Origin of the sequence: Lederbergia galactosidilytica (assembly GCF_017873565.1) — a bacterium.
GTDB lineage: Bacteria > Bacillota > Bacilli > Bacillales > Bacillaceae_C > Lederbergia > Lederbergia galactosidilytica.
Genome location: NZ_JAGGKH010000005.1, coordinates 237,488 through 256,836, shown reverse-complemented (window position 1 = coordinate 256,836; position 19,349 = coordinate 237,488). Strand labels below are relative to the sequence as shown.

Here is a 19,349-nt window from a genome sequence, read left to right as displayed (position 1 = left end):
TACAACTTGTCACTTCCTATTTTAGGGATTTTGGTGTCGTGTGGTAACCTCATCAAACCTTAAAATTCAGGGGGTGGCAAGTTTTTTGCATTCATCCCCCTATAAATCAAGGGGTTATTAACTTTTTACTATAGATTATTTGACAATACGAAAGAAAGAAAAGGGGTAAAAGGATGAAAAAACGCTGGATTTTTTGGTGGCTTGTTACGATTCTATGGATGATCATTTTGGGAGCAGGTACTGCTTTCATTTGGCTAAGAGAGGTCGATGGCGCAGGTGTTATACAAACACCCGAAGCTAAATTCGCATCATTTATCGTTTTATTGATCGCATTTTTATTTCCAATCCTCATTCAAGTAATCTGGCTAATCGTTAATTTGGTCACTAACAGTAATAAAAAATATAAATCAGCTTAAGTTGAAGAGTGAATCAGTGCGGAAGAGGTTCCCCCCTACTCTCCGCACTTATGGATCCCTATACTAATCAAGATTACTTTCCATCCTACCTATCCATAATTCCAATAAATCATAGTATTGCTTTAGATGCGAGTGGATTTCTATGGCAAGCTCTTCATTATGAGTATGAACAGTCAAATTACGATCATTGACCATCTGTAAGCCAAGAATTGCTTCCTCTTCATCCAATATATTGACTTCCCGACAACTTCGAATCACAGCTTTTGGGGAACCTACATCTATTCCCTCTATATCATAAAGATACTGCTTCCCCAATTTCCAACAGGCCTCAAAGGTAAATTCAAATCTCTGAATACAGGCATCTCGTTCTACATCACTTGGATCTTCAATAATAATTAATTTTTTAAAAGCAGTTAATGCTTGCTTTGCAGATATTATTCGTTCTTGAAGTCTTTCCATAAAATTCCCTCTCTCTTTATACTTTCGCCAAGTTTTACATTTACCTTTTTCATATCAACGATGTCGGCATTATAAGGAATAGTGGATTCCTCTACTTTCTCTAGGAGTTCCAGCCATTTTTTTGGAGAAATCTCGCCATCCCCTGGATTAATCGCAATATCAATGTCAGAGCTCCCCTTTTCTTCTTTACGGGCCCAGGACCCAAATAAATATACTTGTACATTTTCACTATCAAGAACGTCTGTTACAATGCCTCTTAATTGCTTTAATAACTGCTCTCGCCTCTCATCTTTCACTCTTCATTCCCCTTCCACCAAAACTCCATCTATACAGATCTTCTCCATATGATACTGAATCACCTTCACGATCCTTTCCTTGTCCATTCTTTGTGATTCTAGCAAAACATGCAAAGCCAATCCATCGATTAAAGCATATAATCTTTCGGTTTCCATTTCGATATCCAATTCCGCAAGGAGTACTTGCTGCTGTTGTAAATAGAGCAATAAGCTTCTCATTCCTTTAAAGATTTCATCCTTTTTTGCAGCAAGGACATCTTCTTTATGTCTTGTGTAAAACACATAAGCAAACCACACTTCCATCTCAGCCATTGTTTCAGGGTCGATGGGGACCACTTCTAATAAAATGGCCATGACTTTATCAAATGGTGGTAATTCGCTAGCAATGATTTTATTAATGCGCTCTGCCGCATTCGCTTTAACTAATTTCATCGCATAGACAAATAACTCATCCTGTGTTGAAAAGTAGTAACGTAAAGCCCCTAAGGAGAGGCCTGCTTCCTGCGCAATATTGCGTACTGTCGCTCCTTCCATTCCTTGTTCTAAAATCACCTTCCATGTGGCTTTCGCAATTTGTTTTCTTCTTTTTTCATGATCAACTATTTTTGGCATACGTTTATCTTAGCAAAAATATTTTAAAAAATACAATTGTATTAAAAAGGAAATCATGGTATATTTTAAAGCGAATTCATACAGCTGTATTGAAAAGAGGGATTGATTTGAATTTTGTTGCCTGGATGATTATCGCCGCTGAAATCGGCTTTTGGGTTGTCATCATACTCGGATTTGTGACCAGATATCTGCTCAAGAAAGAAAAATTAGGCTTTTTCTTCCTAGCTCTCACACCTGTTATCGACTTGATTTTACTATTAACCACAAGCATTGATCTCTATCATGGAGCTACCGCTACCCAAGCCCATGGGCTTGCAGCTATTTATATTGGTATTTCTCTCGCCTTCGGAAAAAGTATGATTCGCTGGGCAGATGAACGCTTCCGCTATTATATTATGAAACAAGGTCCTAAACCTTTGAAACGCCACGGCATGGAGTATGCAAAGCATTATTTAAAAAGCTGGGGACAACATGTACTTGCTTATATCATTGGAAGTGCTTTTTTATTAGGACTTATCTTCTTCATTCAAGACCCAGCCCGTACAGAAGTATTAGATGGTTTTTGGAAATTATGGTCCTTGATCCTTGGGATCGACTTTTTGATTGCCCTTTCTAATTTTATCTGGCCAAAAGCAAGAAAAGCGTAAGCGCCTTGATATGATAAACGGCTAAAGGCGCTCCGTCCTGGTGGCATACTCAAACCGCGACTTCCAGGCGATTCGTCTGCAGCAATACATCCTGCACGTTGCAACGCCGTTTTGACCTATGTCCTGTAGGCCCTCGACAAGCAAATGCTCGGTTTTGACTTTTAATAGATCAAGTTAAAAGTAGAACATCAGCTAAAAACACGCTGTCCTGACGTAAAACCATGGACTCGCTCCTACGAGCCTCTCAGGACTAGGCGCTAGAGCTGGATGCAAAACTCGACCATAGAAAAATCATAACGTATGCAGAATCATTAACCAGCTGATCCTGAATCGTTATGATGCTATTCACAGAAAAAGAAACCTCAATGTGACGAAATAATCAACGGTCAACAAAATGAGAATGAAGATAAAATGAGGGAAAGTAACGAAAATAAAGCTTTTCACCCACTGCATTCTCTCTTCCCCTGAACTTCTTGATTCCCTCTCATAAGTGGCGCTGATGCGCTCTCCTCCTGCCATCGCGCCGTAAAGAGTCCGGCAAGAAGTAAAACTACTAAAGTAACCCCTCCAGGAATTTTTAAGACAAGCATCCAATTATGTGTGACAAACCCAATAACGAAGGCAACGATGACAGTGAAAATGCCAAAGCTTAAAGATTTATCCACTTTCATCCCCCTTAGATTTTTGCTATCCCCTTATATCCACACTTCTAGAAACAATATCTATTTCCTGCTTAAACCCCTTTCTTTATCCTATGCAAGGACTAAAAAAGACTTCGTACTTTTTCTCTTACGAAGTCTTTTTGGCTTATTCACATGCCTCCAACAACAAATCCACAATATGAATGGCGCGCACTTGCTCCCCTAATCCTTCTCGTTCAATCCCAAGCTTCATCTGCAATAGGCACCCAGGGTTTGCCGTTACAATCGTTTGCGCCCTTGTTTCATTTACCTTTTCCATTTTATGATCTAATATTTGCATGGACATCTCTGGCTGAACTAGGTTATAGATTCCTGCGGAGCCACAGCAACTATCAGCCTTTTCCATCTCCCGGTATGTGACACCGGTTATCGCCTTCATTAAGACACGCGGTGCTTCCGCTGTTCTCATCACATTTCTTAAATGACATGAATCTTGATAAGTCACAGCTTGTTGTGTCACTTGCAGGGGAATACGTTCATGGAAGTTCAACTCATATAAAATCTGCGAAATATCCTTCATTTTCGCACTAAACTGCCGGGCCCGTTCTGCATATTCTGGATCGTCTTTTAGCAAGTGCCCATAATCCATTAGAAAGGCCCCACAGCCCCCCGCATTGACAATAATATAATCTGCCTCTGTTTTTTCAAACGCTTTAATATTTCTTCTTGCAAGTTCTTTGGCTTTTTCTTTTTCCCCACTATGGCCATGCAAAGCGCCACAACACCCCTGGTTCTCTGGAATAACGATCTCACAGCCAGCTTTCTGCAGTAATTTGATCGTAGCATCATTTGTCTCAAGAAACATCGTATCCATTAAACAGCCAGAGAAAAAAGCCACCTTTGCTATAGCAGATTCTGATGCAACTGCCTGCTGTGAACGGCTTTTCATTTTACGATGTTTCGGCACCGCAGGCAAAGCCCTTTCCATTTGTTGCAAACTTTCCGGAAATAAATTCATAAAGCCAATTTTCCGCGCAACTGTTTGCAATCCACTTTTTTGGTAAAAGCCTAGTAAACCAACAGCTTGAACCATTCGTTTTTGATGCGGAAATATACCAGCAAAAACCGTTTTACGCAACGCCTTCACGGGCAATGAATGAGGATGATATTCATTGAAGATATCTCTTGCCTCTTCCAATAAATGGCCATATTCCACACCCGCTGGGCAAACAGGCTCACAAGCTCGGCAGCCTAAACAAACATTTAATGAATGTTCCACTTCTTGGTCTGGGGCAATGAGTCCATCATAAACTGCCTTCATTAAAGCAATTCTCCCGCGTGGGGAATGGGTTTCATCAAAGTCTGTTTCAATATAAGTTGGACAAGCAGGCAAGCAAAAACCACAACGCATACAATTCAAAAGTTCTGACTCATTCATTCTTTCCTGAAATGTTTCCTGAATCTCCCTTTCCCGAGTTGTCATATTCATCATGAAGACACCACCAATCGTTTACGCGCCTCTTCCGTAAAAATCTTTCCAGGATTCAAAATATGTTGGGGGTCTAGAGACTGTTTAATCCCCTTCATAACGGCAATTCCCGTCGCCCCTACTTTCCATTGTAAATACGGTGCTTTCACCATTCCAACTCCATGCTCACCAGTGATCGTTCCGCCCAATTGTATGGCCCGCTCAAAAATATCCGCGAAGGCTGCCTCTACTCGCTCCATTTCCTCCAGATCTCGTGCATCGGTCGGACAAGTCGGATGTAAATTTCCATCCCCTGCATGGCCAAATGTGCAAATTTTTACCTGATGCCTATCTGCTATCTCATTAATCGCCTTTACCATATTGGCAATTTCTGAGCGTGGCACAGTCGCATCTTCTAATATAGTTGTTGGTTTTAATCTTGCTAAAGCTGATAACGCTGCCCGTCTGGCTGTTGTTAAAGCCTCTGCTTCTTCTAGAGTTGCGGCGACCTGAACAGAAATTGCCCCTGAAGCCATGCAAAGTGTGGCCATTTTTCTCATATCGCGCTCAACCACTTGCGAATCACCATCTTGTTCAATCAACAACACAGCTTCAACATCAGTCGGCAAGCCAATTTGGGCAAAATCCTCTACTGCCTGTAAAGTTGGCTGATCCAAAAACTCCAATGTAGCGGGGATAATTTGTGCTGCAATAATATTTGAAACAGATTGAGCAGCTGCATCAATATTTTCATAGAGTGCTAACATCGTTTGTTTGCTCTCAGGCTTGGGGATCAGTTTTAAAGTGGCTTCTGTGATAATCGCTAACGTTCCCTCCGAACCTACTAATAACTGGGTCAAATTATAGCCGGCAACATCTTTAGCTAATTTACCACCTGTACGAATCACTTCCCCATTAGCTAAAACTGCTTCCAATCCCATGACATAATCAGCTGTAACGCCATATTTTAAACCACGTAATCCCCCAGAGTTTTCATTAATATTGCCCCCAATCGTTGAGATCTTCATGGAACTTGGATCAGGTGGATAAAATAAACCTTTTTGTTCTACCGTCTCAATTAAATCTTGCGTAATGACACCTGGCTGCACAGTCACCGTTAAATTTTGCTCATCTACTTCAATAATTCGGTTCATATGCTTGAATAGCAGCACAACTCCCCCTGCAATCGGGACTGTACCCGCACATAAATTGGAGCCAGAGCCACGTGGAACAATAGGAATTTTTCCTTTCTGGCAAACGTTTACAATTTTAACGACTTCCTCTGTCGAACGAGGAGCTACTACCAGGTCAGGCATTGCTTGTATATTCGGTGTAGCATCATAGGAGTATACAAGCCTCTGGGCCGGTGAATCCATTATATTCTCTTTTCCTACTATCGCTTCAAATTGACTTTTGATCGATGGGGAAATCATTATGTTCCACCCTCCTCTTTTAAAAGTAAGAAACTCTTTCCTTACATCATAAAAAAAAACGATCGTATTTTCCATGGAGAGATGTTTAAATTATATTTCTTTTTTAATCTCCTTTTTTGTATGTTCATCTAAAAAGCATACAGCTAAATAAAGTTGAAATAGATCAGGAACTAGTTTTATATCCAATTCCGTAAGTTCCCTGATTTTATTAAGTCGATAGTGCAAAGTATTAATATGAATATGTAGCTCTTCCGCCGTCTTCTTTAGTGATAGATGTTGGGTAAACAATACCTTTAAAGTTGTTAATAGCTCTTTCTGTTCCAATAGAGGATCAAGTATACGTGTTATGTATTCTTTTTTAGTTGTTTGTTTAATTTCTTGTAAGCATAATTCCAGACGTAAATCTTCTTCAAACACAATGGGATTCTCAACTGAAGCTACAAGTAGTGCCTTTTCTGCATTTGTTACACCTATTCCCAATTTTCTTGATATCACTTTGTTTCCCACACCGATTCGAACAAAAATTCCCCAAGTCGTTTCGATGAATGCTTTCAATTGCTCTAACTTATGTAATAAACTATTTTTCTCTGTAATCTGTCCATGTAAAAGTAAAACACGATGACTCCCCCACTGTATGATAAGGTCTCGTCCTCGCGGATCTTCCCAAACTCGCTTTAATTGTCCGATAGTATTAAAAATAAAGGTTGAATCCTGATCCCATTCAATAAATAAAGGTAAGCGCTCCATTTCTAAATCAATATTCAACACACGAGCCCGTTCTATAAATTCTGTTGTCCATTCCCTGTTTTGAATCCAATCTAGTACAAAGGATTCTACCATTCTAGACCGCCATTGACTTTCTTCAGAATAATAACTCTCTTTTATCATCAATTCTGTCATCTTTTGTAATAATTCTCCATAAGGCATGATCTGTCTCGGTTCTCCCGTTATACCGATAACACCGATCACTTTATTTTGAAATAAGATTGGAAAATTTATTCCCGCCTTTACACCTTTTAAATAGGGGATGTCACTTTCCTTTATGATAACCTTTTCCAAATTTTGTACACAAAGTAATGCCCCTTCATGATAATCTCCAATTCTTTCTTCTTCAGTGCTAGCAATAATCTCTCCATCTGTATTGACAATAATCAGATCTTTTTCAAATAGCTTCCCCACTTCATAAATAATCTTTTTAGCTAGAATGGTTGATAACATTGGCCTTCCCCTCCGTTTTCCCATTTATTATACGATGAATTTGCTGTAATAGGGAGGATAACATAGGAAAGGTCCAAATTTATAAGATTTTTCGGGGCTAATTTATTGAGCCTATATACTAGGCTATCTAACTAGCGAAACACCGGTTCGACTTTTATCAGAAATATCCATATAATGAAAACCGTTTGAAAGGAGAGGTTTTATTTTGGGAGAATTTATATTTACCCTTATGTATGGAGGCTCGATGATTATCTATGGTTTTATCGCATTCCTATTTATTCGAAATATGGATGCGAAAGGGAAAGTAGAAAATCAGCAACATCTAAGCGAAAAGAAAGAGGCGATTTAGTCACATGTATTTTTCAATTGGAGTCATTGCTTCCTTCATCATCATTGCTGTCATCGGTATGCTAGTTTCTCGAAAGGTTTCAAGTGCGGAAGATTATTATGTCTCAGGGAGAAATGCTCCTACAATTTTAATAGTAGGGTCACTTGTAGCATCTTATTTTAGTACAGTAACATTTATGGGAGAAGTAGGAACATCTTATGATGGATATCCCATTATTATGCTAACGTTTAGTGCTTTTAATGCATGTGGATACGTATTAGGAGCTTTTTTATTCGGAAGATATTTGCGGCGGAGTAAAGCGCTAACATTACCTGAGTTTTTTGGTCAGCGTTTTAAGTCGATTAAGGTACGGCGCACAGCAGCCATTATTACAATATTAGGTTTAGGAACGTACCTTGTTGCTGTCACCCAAGGTGCTTCTTTATTATTATCCGATATTTTAGGTGTGAACTTTGTTACCGCCTTAGTGATTATTTGGATTACGTATACATCCTTTACTTTTATGGGCGGAGCGAAAGGAGTCATTATCACCGATACTGTCATGTTTTTCTTCTTTGCTTTGGCCACCTTTATCTCCGTTCCCTTTATTCTTAAAGCGGCTGGCGGTTGGCCTAATGCAATTCCCAGTACTGCCGCCTTATCGGAAAAACCAAATATATTCAGTTGGCATGGCATTACGGGGGATGCAGCTTTTATGGGAACTTCCTTAGATGCTTTTCTCTGGGCAGCTATTATTGGGCTTTCATGGGGAGTTGTCATCGCGATTAGCCCTTGGCAGGCGAGTCGATATATGATGGCTAAAAATGAGCATGTAATTATTCGCACAGGAATTATTGCCACCATTTCGATATTAGTCATTTATTTATTCCTGCATATTACCATTGCAACGGTTAATGTCGTCAATCCAAATATTAACCCATCGGAGCTTGTCTATATCTGGTCGGCGCAAAATATTATGCCAACCTGGGTCGGTGTAATCGTGATTAGCGGGATTATGGCTGCTGCTTTGTCTTCTTGTTCCACCTTCCTTCAATTAATTGGGAATAGTGTTGCACATGACTTATTCCAAATTAAATCAGACAAGGGAAGTAAAGCACTCCTTAAGACAAGTCGAATTGCCATGATTATCGTTGGTTTTGTCATTTTAATTGTGACCATCTATCCGCCACCTGCTGTCATGTGGATCGGTTTCTTTGCCGCTACAGTTTTTGCGGCATCATGGGGACCCGTTGCCTTTGCCAGCATCCACTCTAAAACCGCCACTAAAGAAGGCGCATTCTGGAGTATGATTTTAGGTGCAGCAGGAGTTGTGGTAGGGGAAATTATTGGCTCTTTTATTGACTTGCCGATTTATTTAGAACCTGTGATTGTCGGGGCAGTTTTATCACTATTAGCCTTATACATCGTTTCTAAGTTTAGCACTGTGACAAAAGAAGAGCGTACCTACCGAGAAAGCTTATTAAAAACACCTGAAGGAATCTATCATCCGAAAGATATGATTCTTACCAAAAGATTATCCTATGTTTTAATGGCTACCGGCGCAGTCGTCATCATTATTACATTTGCATTTTATTATCAACCACTTCAATCGATGACCGTATCCTTATTTGCAAAATAAGTCTAAAACATCACTAAACCGAGGTCCTTCATGGATCTCGGTTTAGTATATATATTTGGTTATTTCTCTAATTACTTATAATTTGGCTATATCACTTACCTCTCCCAAAGGTAAGTGATTCACAAGAACGAAGCAATTCTATGAATAGCTCCAATGCCTTTGTCTGGAATCGCGATTTAGTAATCATAGAAAATTGCCGAGAGAATGGTAGGCCCTTTGTATGTAAAATTTTAAGGTCTTTATTTATAATTTCCCTTTGCACCGCCCATTTGGATAATAGACTAATGCCCAAACCTGCTTCCACCGCTTCTTTAATTGGCTGTGTACTACTAAAGACAATTTTCTTCTTAGGAGTAAAGAGAAGATTGTGAAACATCTCTTCCGTTGCCTCTCGTGTGCCAGAGCCTTTTTCCCGGACAATCCATATCTCATTCTCTAAATCACTTATCGTCACCATCTCTTTAAGTGCCAATGGATGATGAGTTGAAACGACAATTACCATAGAATCTTCTGCAAAATTCTCTTCCATTAATTCTTTATCTTTAAATCCTCCTTCAATAATACCGATATCTAATTGATGACTTGTAACAAGTTCCGCAACGGTCGCAGTATTGGCAATGGTGACGGAAGGTTCAATTTCAGGATATTGCCGTTGCAAATCAGTTAGAAGATGAGGCAAAACATATTCTCCGAACGTATAACTGGCACCAATTTTAAGTTCACCTTTCGCTTTATTTGTTAAATCATCAACTAAGTTTTGCATTTTTGTATAAAGTCCCAGAATTTCCTTTGCATGATGATAAACAATTTCCCCTGCCTTATTTAATTGCACATATTTATTTGTTCGCTCTAATAACCTTATCCCGATATTTTCTTCCAAAGCACGGATATATTGGCTAACTGCCGGTTGTGTCATATGTAACTCTTCTGCTGCTCGAGAAAAATTTTGCTTTTCAGCAACCATAACAAAAACTAGCAAATGTTGATCCATGGATTCTGTCACCCCTTTAGTGCTATTATATCAGTTTACTTATCATTACTATCACAACTAATTATTTTACTTATATTATGTATCTCCTTATTCTTATTCTAGGAGGTGCTTGAATGGACATCGAGGAAAGAGCACTAAGTAACCAAACTGGCAAATGGATAGCCGGTATAGCTTTTACCTTTTTCATCGCATTATTAGGATATGTACTCGCAATGGTACCGGGATTTGACCATGTTGGACAATTAGCTTGTGCCATTATCATCGCTGTTGTCTATCGTCAATTTTTCGGCTATCCCGAAGCAATTCGAAAGGGAATTACTTTCTCTTCGAAAAAACTATTACGTCTGGCCATTATATTATATGGTCTTAAATTAAATATTGATGTTGTATTACATGATGGATTGGGATTGCTTGCCCGTGATGCGCTTGTCATTGCATTCGCTATTCTATTTACAATTTGGTTGGCAAAGATTATGAAAGCGGATAAGATGATTTCACTTCTTCTTGGTGTAGGAACTGGAGTATGTGGGGCTGCAGCAATTGCAGCTGTCGCACCCATCGTCAAATCAAAGGATGAAGACACTGCAATTGGTGTAGGGATTATCGCCTTAATGGGAACTATATTTTCAATTATCTATACACTACTAAGGCCTCTATTACCTTTAGAGGCATTGGATTATGGTATCTGGTCGGGAATCAGTCTTCATGAACTGGCTCACGTTGCCATTGCTGCAGAACCCGCCGGAAAAGACGCGCTTGCAATTGCTTTACTAGCCAAATTAGGGCGTGTTTTCTTGCTTGTACCACTCTGCTTCATTTTCATTTATTTGATGAAACGGAAAAATAAAGGTTCAGAACAAAATGCAAGGATTGAATTCCCCTGGTTTTTACTTGGCTTTATTCTGTTAAGTATACTAGGTAGCTATGTATTCGGACATTCTATCCCAGTAGCGGACTCCGTTATGCAGGGGATTTATACAGTCACTACTTGGCTATTAACTGCAGCCATGGTTGGGCTTGGACTAAATGTCAGCTTAAAAGATCTAAGATCAAAAGCTCTAAAACCTTTAATAGCGATGACAATAACATCTATTTGTCTGTCTATATTAGCATATTTCATTGTTTAATCATCGAATAGGGAGTACCAACCGGGAACTCCCTATTTGTCTATCATGATTCACTTGATGTGGATCGGGATGGAGAGGGTCCTTCATGCCTAGATGTATCGAACACTTGTCTAGCTGGAATCGCGATCGACAAATCTTTCTCTTCTAGGATTTCTAAGATCTTTAAATTAACATCTTCCTTTACATCTAAGTGCTCTGCCCAAGCCGTTGATTTTGTGAAGAAGTATAGCAAAATATCGTAGCCATTCTCCTTAAATTCATCAAATTTGACAACAATATAATCTTGATCAACACCAGGATGATTACGCAACAAGTCCTCTACTTTCCGTGTCGTAGCTTCTATCTTTTCACTTGAAGTATCATGAGGTAATCTTATAGAAAAACTCGCTCTTCTCTTATTCATTTTACTCCAGTTCGTGATCGCTTCATTCGCTAATGTGGAATTAGGAACTGTCACAACAGCATCTGCAAACGTACGAATTTTCGTACTGCGGAAAGTGATGTCCTCTACTGTCCCTTCTACTGTCGGTGTTAAAATCCAATCTCCAATCGTAAAAGGCTTTTCGGTAATAATCACAACTCCACCAAATAAATTAGCTAGTGCATCCTTTGCCGCTAATGCAAAGGCAAGTCCACCGATTCCTAACCCAGCAACAAATGTACTCACGCTATAATCAAATTCCTCGGCAATTACTGCAATCGTGATCGCAACAATAATAAAGCGAATGGTTTTCGATAAAATCGGAATCAAAATCTCATCAATATTAAAATGAAACTTCTCATTAATCTTAGTAAACAAGGCAGACGAGGCATCTGCGAGATTAAATAAACCCCAGCCTACTATAAAGATAATAGAAGATCGAATTAGATGCAGGAATAATAGATTCGTCTTATCCCAATATGGAAAATAGGCCACCGCTATGTATAGCCCTATAATGATAAATAACCAATGCATCGGCTTTTCAAAAGCCCTTGTAATATTAGTAAATAAACTTCCAGGAACCTTTTGTGTCAATTTTAATATAATCGTAAAGACTAATTTCGTAAGGGTCTTCCTTAAAAAGAGAAATAATAAAAACACCCCAATAGCAATGAGAATGCCGATTATTTCTTCGATATGGTTGGCTGGTTGCCAAAATTCCCATGATTTCCAGAACATATTTTGTTATAACCTCCTTGAGCAAAACTAAAGGGAAGAACATGAATTATCACATTCATTTACTCGTTAACTTCCACCATAATCTATTATTTACATGCTAACACAATGAGACGTTTTAAGGCTAAAAAAAAGATATCCAATATCGGATATCTTTTAATCGTTTTATTATGGTAAAGAGATTTTCATTAACTTCGCCATTTTCTTTGGCAAATCTGTATTTTCTTGTAACCCGTTAAAGCTTTCAGCTCCTGGTCCATAAGCATATACAGGCACATCTACACCTGTATGTTCATAAGTCGTCCAGCCAATTAATGCTCGTTTTGATAAAAGTTGATTAATAACTCGTTGTGGATCGTTTGCAATCTGAATTTTCGTTTGTTCCTCTGGAGTCAAAACAATGTTTGCATATTTTTTTAAAACATTTTTACTATTACTTCGTTCTTTATTCAATTGGGTCACCATATATTGCCCAGTTGCCCTGATATTCCGAAGAAAGTCAATATTGGCCGCATACTGGTTGTAACCCCCAATCGACATGCCCCCTGTATTATGGTCCCCAGCAATCACAACTAGTGTCTGCTGATCCTCAGCTGCAAAATCTATCACTTGTTTGACTGCTTGTTCAAAGGCTTCTATATCCTTCATTGCCCATGCCGCATCATTCGCATGACCAGCCCAATCAATTTGTCCGCCTTCCACCATTAAGAAGAAACCTTTCTTTTCATTTTGTAAAAGTTTAATCGCCGCTTCCGTCATTTCTGTAAGGCTAGGTTCCTTTGTCCTATGCCGATCAAGTTCAGGAGACATCGCCCCATCAGCAAATAAACCTAATAATTTACCTGAAGTATGTCCAGCTGAAAGCGTCTTACGATCGGTGATCATCTGGTATCCTTCCTCAAGGGCACGTTTTTGCAACTTTTCAGGAAAAAACTTCCTTCCCCCTCCAAATAGGACGTCTACCTTATTATCTATAAGTTGTGGAGCAATTTCCGCTTCCATTTTTCGGTTTTCCACATGGGAAGCAAAAGCTGCTGGTGTTGCATAAGTAATCGTAGTTGTTGTCACTAATCCTGTTTTCTTACCACTAGCCTTAGCCGCTTGTAAAATAGTTGGCAATTTTTCTCCTGTCGGTGACATCGCGATCATTCCGTTATTTGTTTTTACTCCTGTTGCCATTGCAGTCCCACCTGCGGCAGAGTCTGTTACAGCTGAACTTGCGGAATACGTTCGATGCATTCCGACCAACATATCATCCATGATAGAACTTTTCCCCTTATACCACCGATAACCAGTCGCATAGGTAGATGAAAAACCATCAGGAATCATAAAAATAACATTTTTTACAGTTTGCTCCTTAGCTTGTACTGAGCTCTTAGGGACAGATATAGGTACTAATGCAAGACAAATAAGGAAAATTAGCCATAACCTTTTCATATTTTAACTCTCCTTAAAATTAAAATTTAAGAGTTCGCTTTATTTTTTCACTTGCTCAAAATTTTATTCCATATTCAAATAAAGAAAAATCCCCAAAAAGAATGGGGAATATAATCAAGTAAAGTATTCTAATTTAGCTTTCGGAAAGAAGTGCTTAATATAATTGCCTAAAGTGTCTTTAATCTCCTCCTGTTCAGCATCTGTATATACATATTTTCCAATCCCATACCTTCCCCATTTCCATTTCCTTTTTGCCTCATCCAACTCAAGCTTTGTCATTGGGTAGTTTTCTTGAATCACTCGTTTGGCTGGTTTAGTAAAGCGGTGTTGGATCATTTCAAATGTAAGATCTTTTCTCGCGCTAGCTGGTAATGTGGCATCTAATTTTTCGAACATTTCCAAATAGCCCTCTTTCCAACCCTCATGCAGATAAATGGGGGCAATAATAAATCCTAATGGATAATTTGCTTCAGCTACCTTAGCTGCAGCTGCAATTCTTTCGTGAAGTCTGGAAGTACCTGGCTCAAAATATTTAATCACATAATCATCATTTATACTAAAGCGGAAGCGTGTCTTTCCTTGGTGATCGGCATCCAGAAGGTGATCAACATGGGCAAATTTAGTGACAAAGCGGAGCTGACCATGTTGCGAATTTCCAAAAAACTCAATCGCTCTTTTCAAGGAATGTGTTAAATGATCAACACCCACAATATCAGATGTACAAGATGCCTCAAACCGGGTCATTTCAGGTGCCCTTTCTTTCATATACTCTTCAGCAGCCTCAAAAATTTCATCAACATTTACATAAGTTCGGATATATGGTTTGCTTCCCATTGTCGTTTGTAAATAACAGTAATGACAATGTCCCATACATCCGGTAGCTAAAGGGATCGCATACTCAGCAGATGGCTTTGACGTATCAAATTTTAATGTCTTCCTTATTCCAACAACTAATGTAGATTTTGCCATTCGATATTTTTGAAAATGATTCTCTCCTGGTAAATTTCTAATTTGATTATGAGAAGTCGTATGACGAATCTCAATTCCCATATCTTGAAATTTTGTAATTAATTGTTTACCAAGTGGATATTCAAGAGCCTTTGGTTCGACATACACCAGCTGCGGAACGAATGGCTTAACCATAGAATTCCTCTAAATCTGGCACGCCAAATGCTTCCTGATATGCTGCCTCAGCCTCTCCTTCTGTTCGGTAAATCGCAAACTCTTCTGTCAAAGGGTAATAGTTTTCATGTAAAAATAATGCTAACTGAGAGGGGTTTTCGGGATTCTTTACCACTGCTGCTTGTTGGACATTTGCTACACTTTGCGCATGGGGATTACGAAGAATAATGTAGACAATTTCACCTGGATGATAAGACTGTTTCATTTCCATTGTTCCCACCATCTTTCCATCAATATTTTCCTTTATTTTTCGCTTGAGAATTTGTTTTATTCGAGATAAAAACTGCCAGTTTATAAACTGGCAGAATACAAATTCTAAATCGTAAAAGGAGGAATAAAAAATGGCTAAAAATAAAATTTTAGTCCCTGGAGCAAGAGAACAATTAAATCAGCTTAAAACCAATGTCATGAAAGCAAAGGGATATCAAATCGATCAAGCTCATCCCGATAATATTAAGTATGAAATTGCCAGAGAACAGAATATCCCGCTGAAAGAAGGATATAACGGACAACTAACATCAGAGCAAGCCGGAAAAATAGGTGGAACAATCGGTGGAAATATGGTCAAAGAAATGATTAAAATGGCTCAACAGCAGTTAAAAAAGTAACCCCCCTCCTACACCCTGAAAATACCAGGCATAAGTTAAGGGGCTGGGACAAAAGTGTTTTCACCGAAGAAAAATCGAACTACTAAAGCATATAACCCGCTCCGGAAATATACTTCGCTTTCCGCGGGCGGCAGGTGATTCCTCGTGCTAGCGCATTCCGAGTTTTCACCGATGCCTTTCGACGAACACGATGTTCTAGTGTCGGCGTTGGTTACAGGACGTGGCCGTCACTAGCCGATCTTCCGCAGGGGTCTACATAAAATTCCTGCTCTTTGGTAATTTATCAATCGTCTTTGCTGCTAAACATTTTAGTTATTTCCAGCCCCTTCATAGTTAGGAGACAGCTTTTAAGCCTGTGACTCCGATCACGATTAAACCAACACTAATGAGTCTAGCTCGATTTCTCGGCTCATCAAAGAAGATCATATTGACGAGCACTGCTCCGGCCGTGCCAATCCCAATCCACACAGCATAAGCGATACTAACTTGTAAATAGGAGAAAGCTGCATATAAAAAGACAAAAGATGCACCAAATCCCCCTAAATAAAGGGAGCCACTTTTCCAAGTCTTCTTCAGACTATACATTTTCAGCCCCATTGTTCCAATAATTTCACTAGTGGCTGCTAAAATGACGTAAATCCACCCCATCTTACACCGTCCCTTTCTCTTCTTTCCGGTCTGCTAAATTTAATCCGATGACCCCTGCAACCAAAATCATGATAAAGAAAATTTTCCCTGTATGAAACGTTTGCCCAAAGAATAATATATCCATTAAAGCAGTTCCCACTGTTCCAACTCCTGCAAAGGTAGCATACACCGAACCCGTTGGTAGCAGTTCACATGCCTTTGTTAAAAAAGTAAAATCTATAAATATAAAAAAGACAATAAAGATCCAATGCCACCAATGATTGGCTGTATTAAATCCATAAATCCAGACCAATTCAAAAAAACTCGTCAGCCCAACATAAAGCCATGCTTTTTTCAAAATTATCCCTCCTATATGAATGACTATCAGTCATTTCCATTTATCAAAAGGAGTCTGAATTTCGAAAGACTCCTATTTCTCCTTAGACACATATAGCATGAAGTAAAAAGGAATGAACCTCTTGCTTTTGAATATTCACTTCTTGTTCCCGGTTGGAATCATAAAGATAGATTTGCTCTGCTGCTGATTCAATTAGACCGATCACCAGCTTAGAAACCCGCTCTGTATTCACTGATTCTCGTATTGTCCCAGCAGTTTGTGCATCCTTTAAAAAGTCACTCATCCATCGATAAAAGGGCTCATAAACTGCTTCCCATTCGTTCATATGTTCTGTTGTTGCCATACCTGCATAGACCATCGCTAACATTTCGTGGTAATTTTCTGCCACAGAAAAAATAGCGTCAATGACTTGCGTAAGTTGTATAGAAAAATTAGCCTCTCGGTCCACATTAGCGCGAATTTCCTTGATACTCTTTTCTACCAACACCTCTGCAATTGCTGGCATCACCGCCATCTTTGAAGGAAAATATAAATAATACGTTCCTTGAGCAATCCCCGCTAATTTGACGATATCTGAGATCTTTGTTTTTTCCACACCCTTTTCTCGGAAAACCTCTACAGCCGCTTGAATAATTCGTTCTCGTTTATTCATATCGCCATACCTCCTAGTGGACTATCCACCCCATCTACCTACTTATGACTGACTATCATTCATAATACCATAAAAAATATAATCCAACTATTACACCATTATGTAAATTATTCAAACTGAACAATATTGCCTGCTCTTCACACTTCTGTTTTTCAAAGAATAAAGGTTATAAAGGAATTGGAAGGTACAGGCGGATAAGGAGTAATAGAACTTTCCGCTTTTAGTTTGCCTTCCGGACTGACTCATGACATTTTTAGCTATTGATCATTTTGACCCCTATTATTAAAATCCGATAAGAGCATCAATTTTATAATAGAGATTTTGGTATCAAATTCGAGCAACATTGATTTACGCTACAAGTGGACGCTTTTCGCCTAATCAACTAGGTTAGGGAATATTGATTAACCTTCTTTAACAATAAAATCCATGTATTAATTATTAATAAGCAATTATGGTATTGATTCTAGTAAACAGTCTTTTTATCAAATGAGTAAAAATTTGGCTGGGAGAGGTATTCTCTGCCAGCCAAATAAAGGTAAGGTTTATTTTTTCATTGGTAAATCGAATTGAACAGATTTTTCCTTGAATAATCGTTTCGCATTCTCATCACTCAATGGTCCCATTTGCAATTTCAACTCTTTGAATATACCAAATTCATCCTCGCGGAATAGGAATACAGCAAGACCTTCAAAGGTATCTCCTGGCTCCACCATATCTCTTACAGTTGGCTCTAACATGCCTTGTGACATCATTGTGCCCCGATCATCTACATGTAGCTTTCGATCAATAAAGGATTGAGAAAAAGCTTGATCACTATTATTTTTAACCGTAAATTTAGCGGTTAAGGCAATCAACGGACCATCTCCAAAATTCTTAAATCTTTCTTTATGACCATCCGTAGGTGTGATGTTCGCGTATTGAACACCATTTAATGTAACTTTTACTTTATCAATCTCTTTTGTTTCATTAATATCCTCTTTTGCGAAAAATATTTCTTTTTCAGCGATCGTATCTGTCACCATTTTATCTTGATACAAATTAGCCGTTTCCTTTGCTTTATCCTTTCCTTCATCAGATAAAGGTAATGGAATGACAGCTTCTTCTCCAATTCGATCACTAACATCTTCTCCACGCCATAGCGCATCAATTTTCAAAATAGGTAGCTTGGACTTTTCAAATTGATCTTTTGTGATCAGGAATGCATCTAAGCCAGTGAAAGACTTCCCAGCAGAATAAAGCGAAGCACTTTCGGTAGATTCATCTTTCATCCACTGATCACGATCCACTAGTGTCGTTCTTTTAATAATATGTTCTGTTGCATCATCTGTCTGCATAGATAGCCCGCCAGCGTAGCTAATTTCATCTTCTGATTGGTTATCAAGTGTTAATTTTAACGTTAATATATATCCTTCCTCTTCGTCATTGAAAGATCCCTTAGCTGATTCATTCATATTGCTCACATGGACAATCTGATATTCATCAATTGCCATACTAACCTTATCACTAAACGCATGAGTGAGTCCCGGGTTTTGGTTTGTAAATACAACCTCTACATCTCCACCAGTATACTCTTCAATATATGGGTTTAAAATCTCTCCATCATTTTCTGTCTTCTCTTCATCATCCTCCACTACTTCTTCATCCTTCGTAGCTTCCTCTGATTCATCTTCTTTTTTTACATCTTTACTTTCATTTGTTTCAGTTTGACCAGCAGTCTCTTTCCCTGATGTCGGCTTTGTCTCTTCCTTATCTTTGCTACTGCACGCCCCTAAAAAGATGAGGGCTAAAACAGTTGTAACAATCAACAGCTTTTTCATATAAACTCCCCTGCCTTAACTTGTTTAAAATAAAGCACGCCATCAATCATAGCACTTTCATGCCCTCCTCTTAGCCTTTTTTTAAAAATCCAATCTTTTTTCCTATAACAAAGCGAAAAAAGTTATAGAAACTTCCCAGTCCCATCCACATTCACATGACCAAAGAGCTGAACCAATTGATTCAGTTAGAAAGTTAAGGCGAAAGCCATTTTTCCCCTAAACATTCCAGATTAGATT

The 19,349-nt window shown here is 38.8% G+C and carries 22 protein-coding genes; 6 read left to right on the top strand and 16 right to left on the bottom strand.

Annotation, left to right across the window (positions count from 1 at the left end; translation table 11 throughout):
* Positions 1-173: 173 nt before the first annotated feature.
* A complete protein-coding gene (locus J2Z23_RS07460; RefSeq protein ID WP_057984595.1) occupies positions 174-416 on the top strand; it encodes a DUF3923 family protein in 243 nt (80 codons plus the stop codon).
* A gap of 63 nt (positions 417-479) precedes the next feature.
* Here J2Z23_RS07460 and J2Z23_RS07455 read toward each other — a convergent pair whose 3' ends face one another.
* Genes J2Z23_RS07455 through J2Z23_RS07445 form a run of 3 tightly spaced genes read right to left on the bottom strand, consistent with a single transcriptional unit; the run spans position 480 to position 1,783 of the window.
* Positions 480-875 carry an HI0074 family nucleotidyltransferase substrate-binding subunit gene (locus J2Z23_RS07455; RefSeq protein ID WP_209973586.1) on the bottom strand — a complete coding sequence of 132 codons (396 nt, stop codon included), beginning with the start codon at positions 873-875 and terminating at the stop codon, positions 480-482.
* Positions 851-1,171: a nucleotidyltransferase family protein gene (locus J2Z23_RS22265; RefSeq protein WP_064468397.1), complete on the bottom strand. Its 321-nt coding sequence runs from the start codon at positions 1,169-1,171 to the stop codon at positions 851-853. Before J2Z23_RS22265 ends, J2Z23_RS07455 begins: the two co-directional genes overlap by 25 nt.
* Positions 1,172-1,174: 3 nt before the next feature.
* Complete coding sequence (locus J2Z23_RS07445; RefSeq protein ID WP_064468396.1) at positions 1,175-1,783, bottom strand: TetR/AcrR family transcriptional regulator; 609 nt, start codon at positions 1,781-1,783, stop codon at positions 1,175-1,177.
* Between the two features lie 107 nt (positions 1,784-1,890).
* Between J2Z23_RS07445 and J2Z23_RS07440 the strand changes: the two genes are divergently transcribed.
* Entirely contained in the window at positions 1,891-2,430 is a 540-nt protein-coding gene (locus J2Z23_RS07440) for a hypothetical protein (protein WP_064468395.1), read from the top strand.
* 440 nt (positions 2,431-2,870) lie between these two features.
* On the opposite strand, the gene J2Z23_RS07435 is transcribed toward J2Z23_RS07440, so the two are convergent.
* The 4 genes from J2Z23_RS07435 to J2Z23_RS07420 form a co-directional block, all read right to left on the bottom strand.
* Entirely contained in the window at positions 2,871-3,095 is a 225-nt protein-coding gene (locus J2Z23_RS07435) for a hypothetical protein (RefSeq protein WP_064468394.1), read from the bottom strand.
* Positions 3,096-3,237: 142 nt separating this feature from the next.
* Positions 3,238-4,554, bottom strand: coding sequence for a (Fe-S)-binding protein (locus J2Z23_RS07430; protein WP_064468408.1), 1,317 nt, complete (start codon positions 4,552-4,554; stop codon positions 3,238-3,240).
* A 5-nt stretch (positions 4,555-4,559) separates the two neighbouring features.
* Complete coding sequence (gene glcD / locus J2Z23_RS07425; RefSeq protein ID WP_057984586.1) at positions 4,560-5,972, bottom strand: glycolate oxidase subunit GlcD; 1,413 nt, start codon at positions 5,970-5,972, stop codon at positions 4,560-4,562.
* A gap of 90 nt (positions 5,973-6,062) precedes the next feature.
* On the bottom strand, positions 6,063-7,190 hold the full coding sequence (locus J2Z23_RS07420) for a CdaR family transcriptional regulator (protein WP_057984584.1): 1,128 nt from the start codon (positions 7,188-7,190) through the stop codon (positions 6,063-6,065).
* A 205-nt stretch (positions 7,191-7,395) separates the two neighbouring features.
* On the opposite strand from J2Z23_RS07420, the gene J2Z23_RS07415 reads away from it, so the two are divergent.
* Together J2Z23_RS07415 and J2Z23_RS07410 are read left to right on the top strand one after the other, a co-directional pair.
* Positions 7,396-7,539: a hypothetical protein gene (locus tag J2Z23_RS07415; protein ID WP_165589595.1), complete on the top strand. Its 144-nt coding sequence runs from the start codon at positions 7,396-7,398 to the stop codon at positions 7,537-7,539.
* Between the two features lie 4 nt (positions 7,540-7,543).
* Entirely contained in the window at positions 7,544-9,157 is a 1,614-nt protein-coding gene (locus J2Z23_RS07410) for a sodium:solute symporter family protein (protein ID WP_057984582.1), read from the top strand.
* Positions 9,158-9,248: 91 nt separating this feature from the next.
* Here the strand turns inward: J2Z23_RS07410 and J2Z23_RS07405 are convergent, their stop codons facing one another.
* Positions 9,249-10,148 carry a LysR family transcriptional regulator gene (locus tag J2Z23_RS07405; protein WP_057984580.1) on the bottom strand — a complete coding sequence of 300 codons (900 nt, stop codon included), beginning with the start codon at positions 10,146-10,148 and terminating at the stop codon, positions 9,249-9,251.
* 113 nt (positions 10,149-10,261) lie between these two features.
* Between J2Z23_RS07405 and J2Z23_RS07400 the strand changes: the two genes are divergently transcribed.
* Positions 10,262-11,275: a YeiH family protein gene (locus J2Z23_RS07400; protein ID WP_057984578.1), complete on the top strand. Its 1,014-nt coding sequence runs from the start codon at positions 10,262-10,264 to the stop codon at positions 11,273-11,275.
* Positions 11,276-11,318: 43 nt separating this feature from the next.
* On the opposite strand, the gene J2Z23_RS07395 is transcribed toward J2Z23_RS07400, so the two are convergent.
* The 4 genes from J2Z23_RS07395 to J2Z23_RS07380 form a co-directional block, all read right to left on the bottom strand.
* The gene (locus J2Z23_RS07395) at positions 11,319-12,434 is read right to left on the bottom strand and encodes a mechanosensitive ion channel family protein (protein ID WP_057984576.1); all 1,116 of its coding nucleotides are present in this window, start codon (positions 12,432-12,434) and stop codon (positions 11,319-11,321) included.
* A 165-nt stretch (positions 12,435-12,599) separates the two neighbouring features.
* The gene (locus J2Z23_RS07390; protein ID WP_209973584.1) at positions 12,600-13,868 is read right to left on the bottom strand and encodes an alkaline phosphatase; all 1,269 of its coding nucleotides are present in this window, start codon (positions 13,866-13,868) and stop codon (positions 12,600-12,602) included.
* Positions 13,869-13,982: 114 nt separating this feature from the next.
* A complete protein-coding gene (gene splB / locus J2Z23_RS07385) occupies positions 13,983-15,011 on the bottom strand; it encodes a spore photoproduct lyase (protein ID WP_057984573.1) in 1,029 nt (342 codons plus the stop codon).
* Positions 15,004-15,261, bottom strand: coding sequence for a transcriptional regulator SplA domain-containing protein (locus tag J2Z23_RS07380; protein WP_064468389.1), 258 nt, complete (start codon positions 15,259-15,261; stop codon positions 15,004-15,006). Before J2Z23_RS07380 ends, splB begins: the two co-directional genes overlap by 8 nt.
* Before the next feature lie 130 nt (positions 15,262-15,391).
* On the opposite strand from J2Z23_RS07380, the gene J2Z23_RS07375 reads away from it, so the two are divergent.
* Positions 15,392-15,658: an alpha/beta-type small acid-soluble spore protein gene (locus tag J2Z23_RS07375; protein ID WP_064468388.1), complete on the top strand. Its 267-nt coding sequence runs from the start codon at positions 15,392-15,394 to the stop codon at positions 15,656-15,658.
* A gap of 333 nt (positions 15,659-15,991) precedes the next feature.
* Here the strand turns inward: J2Z23_RS07375 and J2Z23_RS07370 are convergent, their stop codons facing one another.
* The 4 genes from J2Z23_RS07370 to J2Z23_RS07355 all read right to left on the bottom strand — a co-directional run bounded on the left by J2Z23_RS07370 (position 15,992) and on the right by J2Z23_RS07355 (position 19,112).
* On the bottom strand, positions 15,992-16,306 hold the full coding sequence (locus J2Z23_RS07370; protein WP_209973582.1) for a DMT family transporter: 315 nt from the start codon (positions 16,304-16,306) through the stop codon (positions 15,992-15,994).
* Position 16,307: 1 nt separating this feature from the next.
* Entirely contained in the window at positions 16,308-16,646 is a 339-nt protein-coding gene (locus J2Z23_RS07365) for a DMT family transporter (RefSeq protein WP_128738598.1), read from the bottom strand.
* A 79-nt stretch (positions 16,647-16,725) separates the two neighbouring features.
* Positions 16,726-17,295 (bottom strand): TetR/AcrR family transcriptional regulator, encoded by a 570-nt coding sequence (locus tag J2Z23_RS07360; RefSeq protein WP_057984564.1) that lies wholly within the window; start codon positions 17,293-17,295, stop codon positions 16,726-16,728.
* 542 nt (positions 17,296-17,837) lie between these two features.
* On the bottom strand, positions 17,838-19,112 hold the full coding sequence (locus J2Z23_RS07355) for a DUF5068 domain-containing protein (protein WP_209973580.1): 1,275 nt from the start codon (positions 19,110-19,112) through the stop codon (positions 17,838-17,840).
* Between the last annotated feature and the right edge of the window lie 237 nt (positions 19,113-19,349).